A 14,588-nucleotide genomic window follows, 5' to 3' on the forward strand; every position below is an offset into this window, starting at 1 on the left:
CGGACGCCGTTTATCCGAACGGCTGCGACGCATTTATCGGCAACCGGAGGAGTTTGCGGCTATTGCATAGTGAGTGCGACCCTAATTGCCGGTTCTCACGGGGCACATGGTCTGCGGGCGGCACCTTGTTACCGCCGTTTATTGCCATCGCCTCCGACCGGGCGGGGCCTTGACCTCGTTGTCCGGGTCCGGGATGAATGACGGGCGGAGAAATCCGCGGGAGGAGGGACGCATGCCCGTCGAGTCTCCGCTCAGCCACGGCCAGCTCTTCAGCTGGCGCGAGATCGAGCGGTATCCGGAGGATTGGCTGGCCGAGGCGAACCTGCCGGCCACCTGGGATCTGCGCGGTCTGTCCATGGGGCGGGTGAGGGCCGCGCTGGAGCGGCTCGTCGAACGGCACGAGGCCCTGCGGACCACCTACGAGCCGGGCGGCATCCGCCCGGTCCAGCACGTGCACGAGGACGTGGAGTTGCCGATCGAGTGGATCGACCGGATCGTCACCGACCCCTCGGAACACGAGCGGACCAAGGCCGAACTGGTGGCACTGCCGTTCGCGATGGCCGGTGACCTCAACTGGCGCGGCCGGCTGGTCTCCTCGGGAGGCGCCCCGATGTACCTGTCGCTGACGTTCTCCCACCTGATCGTGGACCTGTGGTCGATCCATCACCTGCAGGACGAGTTCAAGGCGCTGACGTCCGGCACCGGCAGGCCCGGCACGACGGCACCGGCCCTGCTGTCGCCGTCGTCACCGCCTCCGCCCCCGCCGCGTGAGCTGGCGCGGCGGCAGCGCGAGGCGGCCTGGCGGCCCCGGCAGGAGGGTGCGGAACGCCACTGGCGGAACGTGCTGGCCGAGGGGCTGACGGACGCGCTGCCGACGCTGCCCGCGGGGGTCAAGGGCGAGCGGCTGGAGCTGACCCTGCACTCGCGGCGCCTGGGCGGCCTGGCGGCGGAGGCGGCCCGCGCGCACGGCGTCACCGCCCCGGCGGTGGTGATGGCGTTCGTGGCCGCCGGTCTGGCCAGGCACCTGGGCACCGACCGGGTCACGATGAGCCTGATGTCGTCCAACCGGTTCGCCCCGGAGGACCAGCACCTCGTCGGCACGATGAACCAGCTCGTCCCCGTCGTCACGGAGGTGGACCCGCGGGCCACGCTCGCCGAGCACATCAGGCGCCTGCACTGGGCGGGGGCCCGCGCGTACCGTCACGGCTCCTACGATCTCGACCGGATCGCCGAGGTGGCCGAGGCCGCCGGGTCGGTGCCGGAGCACGGCTGCTGGGTCAACCACCTCTTCCGGGCCTGGTTCAACTACATCCAGGTGGACCGGAAGCCGAGCGATCCCGCCGACCAGACGCCCGCCGAGCTGGCGTGGACACCCCTGGCCCAGCCGTACGGGCAGGCGTTCCGGGTGCGGGTCGAGGTGCGCGGCGGACGCACCGGCGTGCTCATGCTGGCCGACCCCGAGGTGCTGCCGGCCCCGGCGATGGTCGACATCATGCGAATGATCCCGCTGGGGATGCAGCTCGCGCTGACCGACCCCGGCCGGGCGCTGAAGGACCTGTGGGGCGCGGGCGAGGAGCTGCCACCGGCGTTGTTCCCGTCCCGCCTGCCCGAACCACCCCGGTAGCGGCCGGGCCGTCACCTGGAGAGCCCCATGGCACACACCCTCCACCAGTGGTTCGCCGCCTCCGCGGCGCGCTTCGGCGACCGTACCGCCCTGGAGGTGGGCGGCGAGCGGTATACCTACGCCGAGCTGGAGGCGATGTCCGCCCACCTGGCGGCGCGGATCGCGGCCGCCTGCGACGGGCCGCCGGAGCGCGTGGGACTGCACGCGAACCGGGGCGTCCTCGCCTACGCCGGGTATCTGGCGATCCAGCGGCTGGGCGCGGCGGCGGTCCCGCTGAATCCGGCCGCGCCGGCCGCGCGCAACCGCCTGGTGGCCGCGTCCGCCCGCCTCGACCTCGTGCTGTCCGACGCCGGCCACGAGCCGCCGAACCTCACCGGGCCACCGCACCCGGCCGGGTCACCGCATCCCACCGGGTCACCGCATCCCACCGGGTCACCGCATCCCGCCGGGCCGTCCGATCTCGCCGGGCCTCCGGGAGACGGCCCGCGCGTCCTGCGGGTGGACCCGGCCGACGTCCCGCGAACCGCCCCCCGGGAGACGGGCGATCGGCGGGAGGCGGGCGCCGACGACCTGGCCTACGTGCTGTTCACGTCGGGCTCCACGGGCGTGCCCAAGGGGGTGCCGGTGCGTCACCGGAGCGTGGACGCCTACCTGCGGCACGTGATCCCCCGCTACGAGCTCGGCCCCGGTTGCCGCGTCTCCCAGACCTTCGACCTGACGTTCGACCTGTCGGTGTTCGACCTGTTCGCCACCTGGGGGGGCGGCGCGACGCTCGTCGTGCCGGGCCGCTACGACCTGCTCAAACCGATCGCGTTCGCCGCCCGGGAACGGCTGACCCACTGGTTCTCGGTGCCGTCGGTGGTGTCGGTGGCCATGCGGCTGCGCCGGCTGACGCCCTCGGCGATGCCGTCGCTGCGGTGGAGCCTGTTCTGCGGGGAACCCCTCACCCTGAGCCAGGCCGACGCCTGGCGGGTGGCCGCGCCGGGCAGCGTCCTGGAGAACCTGTACGGCCCGACGGAGCTGACGCTCAGCTGCACCGAGTACCGCCTGCCGGCCGACCGGTCCCTGTGGCCCGAGACGGCCAACGGCACGGTGCCGATCGGCCTGCCCTACCCGGGTGTCGAGCACCTGGTGCTCGACGACCGGGGGCGGCCCGCCGAGGAGGGCGAGCTGTGCCTGCGCGGGGTGCAGCGCTTTCCCGGGTACGTCGACCCCGCGGTGAACGCGGGCCGGTTCACCGCCTTCGACGACACCACCGGCGCCACCGGCGCCACCGCCGTGCCCGCCGACACCGGACAGACGGCCGCGGCCGGGCTGTGGTACCGCACCGGGGACCGGGTGGCCTGGCGCGACGGGCTGCTGGTGCACCTGGGCCGGCTCGACCAGCAGGTGAAGATCTCGGGTCACCGGGTGGAGCTGGGCGAGGTCGAGTGTGCCCTGCGCGGGCAGCCGGGGGTGCGGGAGGCGGCCGTGCTGGCGATGCCCGGCCCCGACGGCGAGCCGGAGCTGACGGCCGCCTGCACCGGCGCGGACCTGGACGCGCTGACGCTGGTCAAGGGCGTCACGCAGGTGTTGCCCGGATACATGGTGCCCCGCTCGGTCACGCTGCTGGCGGAGCTGCCGCTCAACGCCAACGGCAAGGTGGACCGGCGCGCCCTGGCGGGCCTGCTGGGCAGGTGACCCGCGGTCAGAGCCGCCCAGCACCCCGTGAACCTTGACAACGGCCTCAGAACGGCCGGGGACGGTCCGGCCCGATCGTCATCAGCGTGGACAGCGCCCGCCACAGCGAGCCGACGGTCGCGAACGTGGCCTCGTCCAGGATCTCGTCCGGCAGCTCGACCGCGTAGCCGTTCTGGATGTCGACGAGCAGGCGTACGACGCCCATCGAGTCCAGGCCGAGCGCGGACAGCTCGTCGTGGGGGGTCAGGCCGCCCGTCTCCGCGTACGGCAGATGCGCGCGCAGAATGCTCTGGAAGCTGTCGGGTATTTCCAGCATCGCGTTACCTCCTCCTCCGGCGGTCAATTGGTCGCCGATATCGAGGCTGCCGAACGGCGGGGCACCGGTCAAGGTGATGGGGAACGCATGTCTGGCAGTTTATTCTGGGCCGGAACCTGCCATTGAGCAGTGGTTGTGCCGCCTTCCGGAAAAGCCGATCCTCATCGTGTACGGGGTGATGCGACGACCGCTGGGGGTGGGAACCGGTGAAATCCGCGAACCTGTGCTGGGGGCAGCGCCATATGTGGCTGCGATTCCACCAGTTGCCGCCCCGGCACCGGCGTGAGACGCACGTGGTCCTGCGCTTCGACCTGCCCGCGGGGCTCACGGTCGCCGCCTGCCGGGCGATGCTCACCCACCTGGTGCGCCGGCACGAGATCCTGCGCACCACCTTCGACCTCGCCCCGGAGCCCGCGCAGCGGGTGCACCCGCCCGCGCCGCTCCCCGTCACGGTGGTCACCACCGAGCGGGACGGCACGGCCTCCCCCGCCGACGTGGTCGAGGAGCTCGACGGCAGGCCCTTCGACCTCGCCACCGAGTGGCCCGTCCGGGCCTGCCTGATCACCACGGGCGGCACGCCGAGGCACTGCGTGCTGGTGTTCAACCACCTGGCCGTGGACGTGTGGACGCTGGGCGAGCTCAAGCGGGAGCTGCGGACGCAGGGGGCCGGCATCGCCGCCCGCCGCCCGGCGGTCCTGCTCCCGGTGAGCCGCAGGCCCGTCGACCTGGCCCGGTACGAGGCCTCGGCCGACGCCGCCATCGTGGCGTCGCGGGCCATGACGTACTGGCAGGACGAGGTGACCGCCCTGCCCGCGGACCCGTTCGCGGCACGGCGCGGCGCGGTGCCGCCCGCCTTTCACGCGGCCCCGGGCACCCGGCCGGAGCGGTCCGCCTCTCAGGCGGGCATCCGGCCGGAGCCGCCCGCCCGGCACGCGACGCTGATCTCTCCGGCGATGCTGGGGGCCTCGCGGCGGATCGCCGCCCGGCACGGCGTGTGGCCGTCGCTGGTGCACGTGGCCGCCTACACCGCGATGATGGCCGCCTACACCGGCCAGGAGGACGTCGCGCACCTGGCGTTCGTCAGCAACCGCGAGTCGCACCCCTGCCCGGACGTCCTGACGTGCATGTTCTCGCCGATGCTGGTGCGGGTCGGCTGCGCGGGCGACCCGTCGTTCGGCGAGCTGCTGCGCCGGACGGCCGCCGCGTACGAGCGTGCCCGGGAGCACGCGTACGTGCCCTACGACAAGGTCGTCGAGATGGTGTCGCGGGAGGGCTCCCGGCGCGGCGCGGCCGTACGGCTGGGCTCGGAGGTCAACTTCATCAAGCAGCGCACCCGCGAGTACGGCGGCCGGCGCACCGTCTTCACCTGGAACCCGGTCCCGGAGGCGTGGGCGCACACCGGCTCCGACACCTACCTGCGCGTGGACGAGTGGCGTGACGCCGTCGCCGTGGCGCTCCACGCGGCCTCGCCGGTCATGGACGCCGTCGCCGTGGAGCGTTTCCTGCGCGGCATGGAGGCGCTGGTGCTCGCCCACGACCCCGGCCCCGCCCCCGACTCCCCCGGCCCCGCCACCGACGACGACACCAAAACCGACCACACCGACAACGCCGACGACGGCCTGCCGCTGAGCGAGGCGGCCCGGCTGGCCGGGTTCGAACCGCCCCGCGCCGCGCCGGCCCCGGCCCCGGTCGAGACCTGGGACGGCACGACCGGCCCCGCCGCCCTGGCGCTGGCCGACGCCGTACGGCGGGCGCACGAGCCCGGCGGCCCCGCTGCCGGCCCGGGCACCGGCCCCGACCTGTCCGACAGTTACACCCTCGCCGGAGGCCAGGCCCTGCGCATCCCGCAGGTGCTGGCCGAACTCGCCCGGCAGGGCTGGGAGGGCCTGACCCTCAACCAGCTCGCCGGGCCCGCACCACTGGGCGCGCTGGCCTCCCGGCTGGCCCCGGACCCGCGGAACGCCCCTTTCCAGAACCCCGTGAATTCGGAGTGACGCCCATGAACCACGTATCCACCGGCCAGGTGTCCAAGACCCACCGGCTGGTCGCCTCCGAGCAGGAGCTCCGCGACGCCATAGCCCGGGAACTGCCCGCCGAGGACCTCGCCGACCTGGTCGTCATGGGCGGCCACTTCATGCTCTTCGAGGACGAGGAGTCGGGGCGGCTCGTCCCCGGCGTCATCGAGGAGCAGACCGGCGAGACCATGCGCCGCCGCGTCTGCGGCCGCGTCGGCGTCTTTCCCGGCTACACCTGGGAGCTGTCGGCCGGCCTGCTGCGCGAGTACGCCGCGGCCGGGGTGAACTCCCGGCTGCTCCTGCTCGTCAACGACTGGCAGTACGTGCCGGTGACGGGCCGGCCCGCCGGTGAGCTGCGCGCGGAGTTCTTCGAGGGCTTCACCGCGCTGCCCCCCTCCTACGAGAAGATCCTGTGCGAGTTCGGCCTGTCGGCCGCGGACGTGCTGCCGAGCAGGAAGCACCCGCTGGCCTTCCCCGAGACCTGGCTGAAGTACCGCTTCCAGAAGTCCGCCGACCGGCTGGTCAAGCAGGGCCGCCTGGAGAAGCGCTACCTCCCCGGCGGGAACGGGGACAGCGAGGTGGCCTTCCTCGACGCCGCGGGCAACCACCGGACGCTGATCAGCTGCGGCATCACCGGCTGCGCGGGCGAGATCACCGAGATGATCGCCGAGGTGTACCGGGCGGGCCACCGATCGATCCTGATCTTCGCGCCGGGCGAGTGCCTGATGCCGGTGCAGACCGGCGTGGACATCGCGCTGAGCCTGTACGACCTGCCGGACATGCGGGTGGTGATCGCCGATCCCGGCGGCAGCGGTGAGATGTCCGCCCAGGAGATCTACGGCAAGCTCGTCACCGTCAGCACGTTCCGGAGCTGACGCCGTGAGGAAGGTCATCTATCTGGACGGCTGCGCGACGACGCGGGTGGACGACGAGGTGTTCGAGGCGATGCTGCCGTACCTCCGGGAGGAGTACGGCAACCCCTCGTCCCCGCACGTGCTCGGCAAGCGGGCGAGAAGGGCCGTGGACGACGCGGCCGCCTCGGTGGCCGCGCTCCTGGGCGCGGACCCGGCCGACGTGGTGTTCACCTCCGGCGCGACCGAGAGCAACAACCTGGCGCTGCTGGGCATGTTCGGCCACGACGACCGGGCTCCGGCCGGCGGGGTGTTCTGCCCGACCGACCACAAGTCGTCGCTGGCGATCGGCCGGGCGCTGGCCGCCCGCGGCGTGGACGTCCGGGCGATGCGGGTCGGGCCGGACGGCCGCGTCGACCTGGAGCACCTGGCCGGCCTGCTCGACCTGAACTCCAGGGTCGCGACCACCGCCTGGGTCAACAGCGAGATCGGCACCGTGCAGCCGGTGGCGGCGATGGCCGCGCTCTGCCACGCGGTGGGGGCCGTGCTGCACGTGGACGCCGCGCAGGCGGCCGGCCGGGTCCCGCTGCGCGTGCGGGAGGCCGAGATCGACACGCTGTCGCTGTCCGGGCACAAGATCCGCGGCCCCAAGGGCGTCGGCGCGCTGTACGTCCGGCCGGAGATCCGGCACCGGCTGCGTCCGGTCATGTTCGGCGGCGGGCAGTACGAGCTGCGCAGCGGCACGATCCCCACGCACCTGGTGGTGGGGCTGGGCAGGGCGTGCGAGCTGGCGCTGGCCCGGATGGACGCCGAGCGGCGGCGGGTCACCGAGCTGCGCGCCACCGCGCTGGACGTGCTGCGGGCCGGGCTGCCGGGCCTGCGCGTCAACGGCGACCCGTACCACGGCGTGCCGCACGTGCTCAGCGTGGTCCTGCCCGGCGTGCGCGGGGAGAGCCTGGTCTCCAGCCTGTCGTCGGTGGCGCTGGCCACCGGGTCGGCGTGCAACTCCGGCTCGCAGGAGCCCTCGCACGTGCTGACCGCCGTCGGCCTGAGCGCGCAGGACGCCAACAGCACGGTCCGGATCTGCCTGGACGCCCGGATGCCGTTCGAGGACCTGGTGCTCGGTCTCGACCTGATCGTCGAACGGGCCCGCGATCTGGCGGGCGTGGCCGTCGCCATGGGCGGCCACGCCCCCGTCAGCCCGTCTTGAGGAACTTCCTGGCCGCCTCCACGCCCGCCTGGAAGCGGCTGGTGGCGTCGAGGTCGCGCATCAGGGTGGCGATGTGCCGGCGGCAGCTGCGCACCGACATGCCGAGCTTGCGGGCCACCACCTCGTCGGTGTAGCCCTTGGCCATGAGCGCGGCGATGGACTGCTGGAGGTCGTCGGCGACGGTGCCGTAGCCGAACTCGACGCCCTCCAGCGGCGTCGCGCTCTCCCACAGGTGGTTGAACATGTCCAGGAAGAACCGGGCGATCCCCTGGTTGCGCACCCGGGCGAGGGTGACGTCGCCGTCGGCGCCGTCGCCGCCGAACAGGGCGACGAGCGAGCGGTCGAAGACGATGGCCGAGCGCGGCACGTGGCTGACGGTGTAGACCTCCACGCCGGCGTCGGTCAGCCGCTTCATCACCAGCCGCGTGGTCACGTCGGCCCGGCTGCGGTGCTGGCAGATGACCCGCACGGTCACCCCCCTGGCGACCAGCACCAGGAACATCTGCGACAGGTCGCCGGCCTCGCTCACGCCGGCCTGCAGGACGAGCAGCTCGTCGCGGCAGGCGTCACCGGCCGTCTTGAGGAAGCCGCGCACCTCCATGGCGCCGACCAGGTACTCCACGGTGCTGGGGGCGGAGTCGCCGCCGGCCGGGGTCCCGAAGGCTCCGACCCGCTCGCGGATCTGGTCGATGAGCTCGCGCCGCCGGTAGATCTCCCGCTCGACCGAGGAGACCATCGAGGCGACCGCCAGGTCGGGGTCGACCGGCACGAACCGGCCGCCGATGCCGTCGTCGGTACGCAGCAGGCGGTTCTCCACCAGGTGCCGTACCGCCTCGCTCACCAGGTGGGCGTCGATCCCGAGGTCGGCTGCGGCCACGTCGATCGCCTCGATCGCCCCCTTGCGGGTGGCGTAGTGATACACATCGGTCACATGCTCGCCCTCGGAGGGCGGCCTGCCGGTGAACAGGCTCATCATGGACATGATGGTCGCTCCTTACTGTTCGCGAACCGCTCGGCCCCCGAGATGACGTACTGGCCGTGGGCGGACGTACCGGGTTCGGTGCCGAGCCGGTGACGGATCTCGGCCCTGCCCCGTCCCGCGGCGGGCAGGGCGCCGTTCATCGTGCTCCCCTCCTTCCTCCCGGCGCTCACGCGCGGGTCCGGGTACGGCGGTCGAACAGGACGAGTGAGACGGTCAGCAGCACGGCGGCCATTGCGGCGAGCACGCCGAGCTGGGGCAGTACCGCGGCGAGGCCGGTGCCGGGGACGGCGAGCGTCAGCAGCGCGTCCATCCCCCAGGCGTGCGGGAAGAAGTGGCCGATGGTGTTCAGCACCTCTCCGGAGGACTCGCGCGGCCACAGGCAGCCGCCGAGCATCCCGAGGACCACGCCGAGCGGCGGGCCGATCGCCGGGGCCTGCTCGGGCGAGCGCAGCAGCGTGCCGACGAGGATGGCGGCCCCGGTCGAGACGAGCGCGAACGTCCCCACGACGGCGGCCACGCCGATCGGGTCGCCCCAGGACACCCCGAACATCAGCGCGCTGACCACCACGATGAGCGTGGCCTGCGCGAGCGCGACGAACAGGCGGCTCAGCGCCTCGCCCAGCAGCACCGACCGGCGCCGTACGGGCGCGGTGAGCGCGCGCTGCAGCATCCCCAGCCTGCGGCTCTCCACCATGGCGGCCGCCACGGCCATCGAGTTGACGAAGGTGAACAGCAGCAGGTTGGCCGGGGCGGTGTACGCGAAGCCGCGCGGGTCGCCGCCGGCCGCGGCCGAGCCGGTCACGCCGACGCGGCCCGACTCGGCCTGTGCCCGGCGCACGTACTCCGCGGCCTGTTCGGGAGTGGCGCCCGAGGTCACCACGGCCCTGGTGGCCTCCAGGACGGCGGCGACCTTGGCGACCGCGCCGTCGACGGCGCCGCGGGCGGCCAGGCCGCTGCCGTTGGTCTGGGTCACGACGAGGTCCAGGCGGGTGGCGCCGGGCGCGATGATCAGCCCGGCGGCCAGCGAGCCGGTCCGCACGCCCGACCGCACGTCCTCGGCCCCGCCCATGGGCCGTACGTCCAGGTCGGGGTGGCGGCGCAGCTCGGCGAGCAGGGAGGCGGTGACGGCGTCGGAGCCGGGGGCGACGACGCCCACGGGGAGCCGGGACGAACCGCTGCCGCCGCCGAGCGTCATGCCGACGAACAGGATGGACACGAACGGCATGACGAGCATGAAGAACAGGCCGGTGCGGTCACGGGTGAGCCTGCGCAGGTTGGCGGCCACCAGCGCGGTCACCGGGCTCGGGCGGAGCGCCGTGGCGGTCCCGGGCGTTCCGGGTGTCCCGGGCGTTCCGGGAGGCACGGGCGTCGCGGGGGGCATGGGCGTCCCGGGTGTCGTGGAGGTCGCGGGAACGGTCACAGCAGCATCCCCTTCCTGAGGCCGGCGACGGCCAGGCCGCCCGTGACGAGCGCGATCGCCAGCAGGGCGGCAATCGGGCCCGCGACGGCGGTCACGCCGGTGCCGGGGGCGGCCAGTTCCGCCAGCGCCGTGGCGGTCCAGCCGTTCGGGGTCAGCAGCGCCACGCTCTGCAGCACGCCGGGCAGGTTGTGCAGCGGTACGAGGCTGCCGCCGAGGAACGCCATCACGAACGAGACGACCATGATCACCCCGTCGGCCTGGGCGTCGGTCCTGACCCGGACGGTCACCAGCATGGTGATCGCGGCGGCGGCCAGCACGTGGGCGGTCAGCACGGCGAGCACCGCGAGCGGGTCGCCCCAGCTCGAACCGAAGATCAGCGTGCCGGAGAGCCAGGTGGCGCAGACACCGACCATTGCCAGGGCGAACCCGACCAGGGCCTTGCCGGCGACCGGGACCCAGGAGGCCAGCGGCCCGGCCCGCATCCGGTCGAGGGTGCCGAGCCTGCGCTCGGTGAGCAGGCTCCGGAACGACGCGCCCACGACGAAGAAGGCGAACAGCGCCGCCATGCCGGAGCCGTAGTAGACCGCGAGGTCCACCTTGCCGCCGGCCAGCGGGTCGCCGGTGAGCGTGAGCGCGGGCCCGGCGGCGCCGTTGCGCTCCACCAGCTCCTTGACGCGGTCCCCGGGCACCCCGGCGAGCAGGGCCGCGCGCACCGCCAGTGTCCTGGCGTCCACGACCGCCGAGATCCGGTCCACGACGGCGCTCGCGACCACGCCGGCCAGCGGCGAGCGGGGCGAGGTCAGGACGGTGACGTCGCCGCCCTCCCCCTCGCCGACGCCGCGGCTGAACCCGGCGGGGAAGACGACGGCCGCGCCGATCTCGTCGGCGTCGAGCGCCCGCCGCGCCTCCGCCTCGCCCGGCAGGTCGCGCAGCGTCACGCTGCCCTTCAGTTCCTTGTCGGCCGTCACCTCGCGCCGCACGCTGGCCGGGAACTCGCCGCCGTCCAGGTCGACGACGCCGATCGTGGCGCGCAGCGGCGGGTCGTCGCCGCCCAGGGCCAGCCCGAACAGGGTGGCCAGGGTCACCGGCACCAGGATCGCGATGACGATCGCGGTGCCGTCGCGCAGCCGGGTGCGCAGTTCGAGTGCGCTCACCGTGAGCATGGCTCGCCACATGGTCAGTCCCGGAGGGTGGTGCCGGTGAGGTGGAGGAAGGTCGCCTCCAGGTCGGGTTCGACGACCTGGGCGGCGGTCACGACGGCGTGCCCCTGCACGGCGGTGATGAGCGCGGGCAGCAGGTACCTGCCGCCGTCCGCCATCAGGCGCACGGACGCGGTCCCGGTCCTGGCGGCCTCGGTCACGCCCCTCACGGCGCGCAGCTCGGCGAAGGCGGTCTCGACGTCGCCGTCGAGCGTGAGGTCGACCGTGTCGGCGCTGCCGACCAGGGCGACCAGCTCGCGGCGGGTGCCGTCGGCGACGATGCGGCCGTGGTCGATGATCGCCACCCGGTCGCAGACCCGCTCGACCTCCTCCATGTAGTGGGAGGTGTACAGCAGCGCCATGCCGTCGCCGACGAGGTGTTCCAGGCCGTCGAGGATGGCCTTGCGGCTCTGCGGGTCCACGCCCACGGTGGGCTCGTCGAGGATGAGCACCTCGGGGCGGTGCAGCAGCGCGGCCCCGATGTTGATGCGCCGTTTCATGCCGCCCGAGTAGGTGTCGAGCCTGGTGTCGGCCCGGTCGGCGAGGCCGACCAGGTCGAGCACCTCGGCGATGCGCGCGGCCAGGGCACGGCGGTGCAGGCCGAAGATCCGGCCGAAGAAGCGCAGGTTCTCCCGGCCGGTCAGCTCGGGGTAGAGGGCGATCTCCTGCGGTACGTAGCCGATCCTGGACTTGGCGCGCAGCGGCTCGCGGGCCAGGTCGACGCCGCCGACCGTCACGGTGCCCGCGTCCGGCCGCAGCAGTCCCACCAGCATGGAGATCGTGGTGGTCTTCCCCGCGCCGTTGGGGCCGAGCAGGCCGTACGCCTGGCCGGGGGCGATGGAGAAGCCGACGTCGTGCACGGCGACCAGGTCGCCGTAGCGCTTGCCGAGGTCCAGGCAGGACAGGGCGGCGGTCGTCGCGGCGGTCATCGTCGCCACCCCGGTGCCTGCGGCGGGTCGCCCTTGGCCGCGGTGTTGGCGGCGAACACCTGCCGGGCGAGGTCGGCGCCGAGCTGGTAGTCCAGCGGGGTGTTGCCGGTGACGCGGTTCCACAGCACGTGGCAGTCGAGGACGTCGTCGCCGCCGAAGTCGGCGGAGGAGCCCATGACGAACCCGGCACCCATGATCGACTCGCCGCCGGGATGGTTGTCGTGGATGTGGTTGTCCACCACGACCACCCGGTGGGTGCCGATCAGGGCGAGGCCGACGCCGGAGATCGGCGGACCGGCCGCGCCCAGGCCGTCCGGTTCGGCTCCGGCGGCCAGCACGTTGCCGTACAGGTCGTTGCCGGACACCAGGCAGTCGCGCACGCCGCCCTCGGGCTCGCCCTCGTAGACCTGGTTGAGCATCAGGACGCCGATCGCGTTGCCGTGGCAGGCGTTGCCCCGCAGCGCGGCCCCGGAGGAGTTGTCGACGAAGACGCCGAACGCGTTGGCGAAGGACTCGTTGCCGGTGATCTCGGCGCCGGAGCGGGGGCAGAAGCTCAGGGCGACGCCTCCGTACTGGCTGCCCGAGGCGCGGCAGCGCGTCACCCGGCAGCCGGTGGACTCGCGCAGGTAGATCCCCCAGACGGCGTTGTCGCGCGCCTCCACCTCGTGCACGCTCACACCGGCGGCCGAGTGGGCGTAGACGCCGGCGCCGGAGAAGCCGCGTACCGTCAGCGCCTCCACGCGCACGTCGCCCACGGCGTCGCCGTGCACGGTGAGGCCGCTGACCACGTCCTCGGCGGCGTCGTGCAGCCGGGGGACGTCGGGCGGCCCGCCGTCGCCGGGCACCAGCACCGTGCGTCCGGCCCCGGCGCCGGTCAGCGTCACGCCGGGATGCCTGATCCAGGCGCTCTGCGCGTACGTGCCCTCCCCCAGCAGGATCCGGGCACCGGGGCCGCTCTCGTCCAGCGCGCGCTGGATCGACTCCCCCGGATGGACCGTTCTCGGCTCGGGCATCAGCTCTCCTCCCCCTGCGAACTCCGCTGCGAATTCCCCTGCCGGACCGGCGGGGCGGCGTAGACGACGGCCACCGACACGAACACCCCGTGGCCCTCGCCCCAGCGGGCGGCGGCCGCGACCGTCGCCGGCGTGCCGGGACTCAGCCGTGCCAGCGCCGCGCGGGCGCTGGCGCCGCGGATCGCGTACGCCGCCCCGGCGGTCAGCGGCAGCCCGGTGGAGGCGGCCAGCTCACCGGCGGCCTCGTCCAGCAGCGGTTCGGCCCACGGCGCCGCGGGCGCGGTCACGGCCTCGAAGTCGTGCCAGGTGAAGCCGGGCGGTCGCCCGCCGACGGCCTTGACGAGGCTCTCCTTGACCGAGAAGGCGGCGCGGCCCGCTCCCAGGCTCCGCTCGGCCGCGGTGGCGACGTGGCGGGCGAGGGTCTCCCCGCCCCGGCCCGTGGCCCTGTCCAGCCGGCCGGCCTCCACGATGTCCACGCCCACCAGCACGGCGGGCGCGCTCACGCGGACGCTCCGGTACGGGAGGCGGGCGGCCTCACGCGGGGCTCCGGCGCGGACCGCGGGCGGGCTCACGCGAGGGCCCCGGCGCATCGGGTGACGAACGGCGTGAGCGCCGCGGTGTACTCCTCGGCGCGTTCCACCATCGGGATGTGGCCGCTCTCCTCGACGACGAGCGTCTCGTGCCCCTCCCGGCCGGCGAGGATCTCCAGCCAGGGGTCCACGGGCGTCATCCGGTCGTGCCTGCCCCAGACGTACAGGGCGGGGCAGGTCACCTTGTCCAGGGCGGGGCCGACGCGGTAGGCGCGGGTGGCCTTGAGGCTGCGGGCCATGGACACCATCGAGTCGGGGCGGTTGATCAGCTCGCCCGCCTCGGCCATGCGCTCGGGCGAGAAGTGGCATCCCCGGTGGAAGAGCGCCGCCACCATGCGGCGGCCGAAGTCCTCGCCGGTCGGCCGGATGCTGCCGCGCCGGTCGAAGCTCAGCCCGACGTCCGGGTCCGCGGTGAGGCCGGGCGCGCCGCTCACCACGATGCCGCGTACCCGGTCGGGGCGGCGGCCAGCCAGGTCGATGGCGACCAGGCCGCCGAGGGAGTTGGCGCAGACGACGATGTCGTCCAGGCCGGCGGCGTCGCAGGCGTCCAGCAGCGTGTCGCCGAGCCGCTCGATGGAGCCGGCCACCTGGCGGTCCATGGCGCAGATCGCCTCGTTCGTGCGCAGCACCGTGCGGCCCGCCCGCGCCAGGCTCTCGTACGGGTGGTCCCAGATCCAGCCGCCGGCGAACAGGGCGGACATGAACACCACGGCCGGTGCTCGGTCACCGGGCCGGTGCTCGGTGGTGAATTCCCTCATC

At 73.8% G+C, this 14,588-nt stretch carries 13 protein-coding genes; 5 read left to right on the forward strand and 8 right to left on the reverse strand.

Features of this window, described 5'->3' with window-relative positions; translation table 11 throughout:
- The first annotated feature begins 232 nt into the window (after positions 1–232).
- Positions 233–1,624 carry a condensation domain-containing protein gene (locus tag ABD832_RS29090; RefSeq protein ID WP_344901114.1) on the forward strand — a complete coding sequence of 464 codons (1,392 nt, stop codon included), beginning with the start codon at positions 233–235 and terminating at the stop codon, positions 1,622–1,624.
- A gap of 27 nt (positions 1,625–1,651) precedes the next feature.
- Positions 1,652–3,304: an AMP-binding protein gene (locus tag ABD832_RS29095; protein ID WP_344901117.1), complete on the forward strand. Its 1,653-nt coding sequence runs from the start codon at positions 1,652–1,654 to the stop codon at positions 3,302–3,304.
- A 46-nt stretch (positions 3,305–3,350) separates the two neighbouring features.
- Here ABD832_RS29095 and ABD832_RS29100 read toward each other — a convergent pair whose 3' ends face one another.
- Positions 3,351–3,620, reverse strand: coding sequence for a phosphopantetheine-binding protein (locus tag ABD832_RS29100; RefSeq protein ID WP_344901120.1), 270 nt, complete (start codon positions 3,618–3,620; stop codon positions 3,351–3,353).
- 206 nt (positions 3,621–3,826) lie between these two features.
- Between ABD832_RS29100 and ABD832_RS29105 the strand changes: the two genes are divergently transcribed.
- From ABD832_RS29105 to ABD832_RS29115, 3 genes are read left to right on the forward strand one after another with little or no spacing between them, the layout of a single operon-like run.
- Positions 3,827–5,614, forward strand: a complete 1,788-nt coding sequence (locus tag ABD832_RS29105) for a condensation domain-containing protein (protein WP_344901123.1) — start codon at positions 3,827–3,829, stop codon at positions 5,612–5,614.
- Positions 5,615–5,619: 5 nt separating this feature from the next.
- Positions 5,620–6,510, forward strand: coding sequence for a hypothetical protein (locus ABD832_RS29110; protein WP_344901126.1), 891 nt, complete (start codon positions 5,620–5,622; stop codon positions 6,508–6,510).
- Positions 6,511–6,514: 4 nt separating this feature from the next.
- On the forward strand, positions 6,515–7,696 hold the full coding sequence (locus ABD832_RS29115; RefSeq protein WP_344901128.1) for a cysteine desulfurase family protein: 1,182 nt from the start codon (positions 6,515–6,517) through the stop codon (positions 7,694–7,696).
- On the opposite strand, the gene ABD832_RS29120 is transcribed toward ABD832_RS29115, so the two are convergent.
- The 7 genes from ABD832_RS29120 to ABD832_RS29150 form a co-directional block, all read right to left on the reverse strand.
- The gene (locus ABD832_RS29120) at positions 7,683–8,678 is read right to left on the reverse strand and encodes a hypothetical protein (protein ID WP_344901131.1); all 996 of its coding nucleotides are present in this window, start codon (positions 8,676–8,678) and stop codon (positions 7,683–7,685) included. The two genes, ABD832_RS29115 and ABD832_RS29120, sit on opposite strands and share 14 nt — an antisense overlap.
- A gap of 166 nt (positions 8,679–8,844) precedes the next feature.
- Positions 8,845–10,098, reverse strand: coding sequence for an ABC transporter permease (locus ABD832_RS29125; RefSeq protein WP_344901134.1), 1,254 nt, complete (start codon positions 10,096–10,098; stop codon positions 8,845–8,847).
- On the reverse strand, positions 10,095–11,261 hold the full coding sequence (locus tag ABD832_RS29130; protein WP_344901137.1) for an ABC transporter permease: 1,167 nt from the start codon (positions 11,259–11,261) through the stop codon (positions 10,095–10,097). Before ABD832_RS29130 ends, ABD832_RS29125 begins: the two co-directional genes overlap by 4 nt.
- Before the next feature lie 14 nt (positions 11,262–11,275).
- A complete protein-coding gene (locus ABD832_RS29135; protein WP_344901140.1) occupies positions 11,276–12,226 on the reverse strand; it encodes an ABC transporter ATP-binding protein in 951 nt (316 codons plus the stop codon).
- A complete protein-coding gene (locus tag ABD832_RS29140; RefSeq protein ID WP_344901143.1) occupies positions 12,223–13,239 on the reverse strand; it encodes a right-handed parallel beta-helix repeat-containing protein in 1,017 nt (338 codons plus the stop codon). The genes ABD832_RS29135 and ABD832_RS29140 overlap by 4 nt, the downstream gene beginning before the upstream one ends.
- Entirely contained in the window at positions 13,239–13,742 is a 504-nt protein-coding gene (locus tag ABD832_RS29145) for a 4'-phosphopantetheinyl transferase superfamily protein (RefSeq protein WP_344901146.1), read from the reverse strand. Before ABD832_RS29145 ends, ABD832_RS29140 begins: the two co-directional genes overlap by 1 nt.
- A gap of 65 nt (positions 13,743–13,807) precedes the next feature.
- Entirely contained in the window at positions 13,808–14,587 is a 780-nt protein-coding gene (locus ABD832_RS29150) for an alpha/beta fold hydrolase (protein ID WP_344901149.1), read from the reverse strand.
- Position 14,588: the final 1 nt, after the last annotated feature.

Origin of the sequence: Streptosporangium longisporum (assembly GCF_039534895.1) — a bacterium.
GTDB classification, from domain to species: domain Bacteria; phylum Actinomycetota; class Actinomycetes; order Streptosporangiales; family Streptosporangiaceae; genus Streptosporangium; species Streptosporangium longisporum.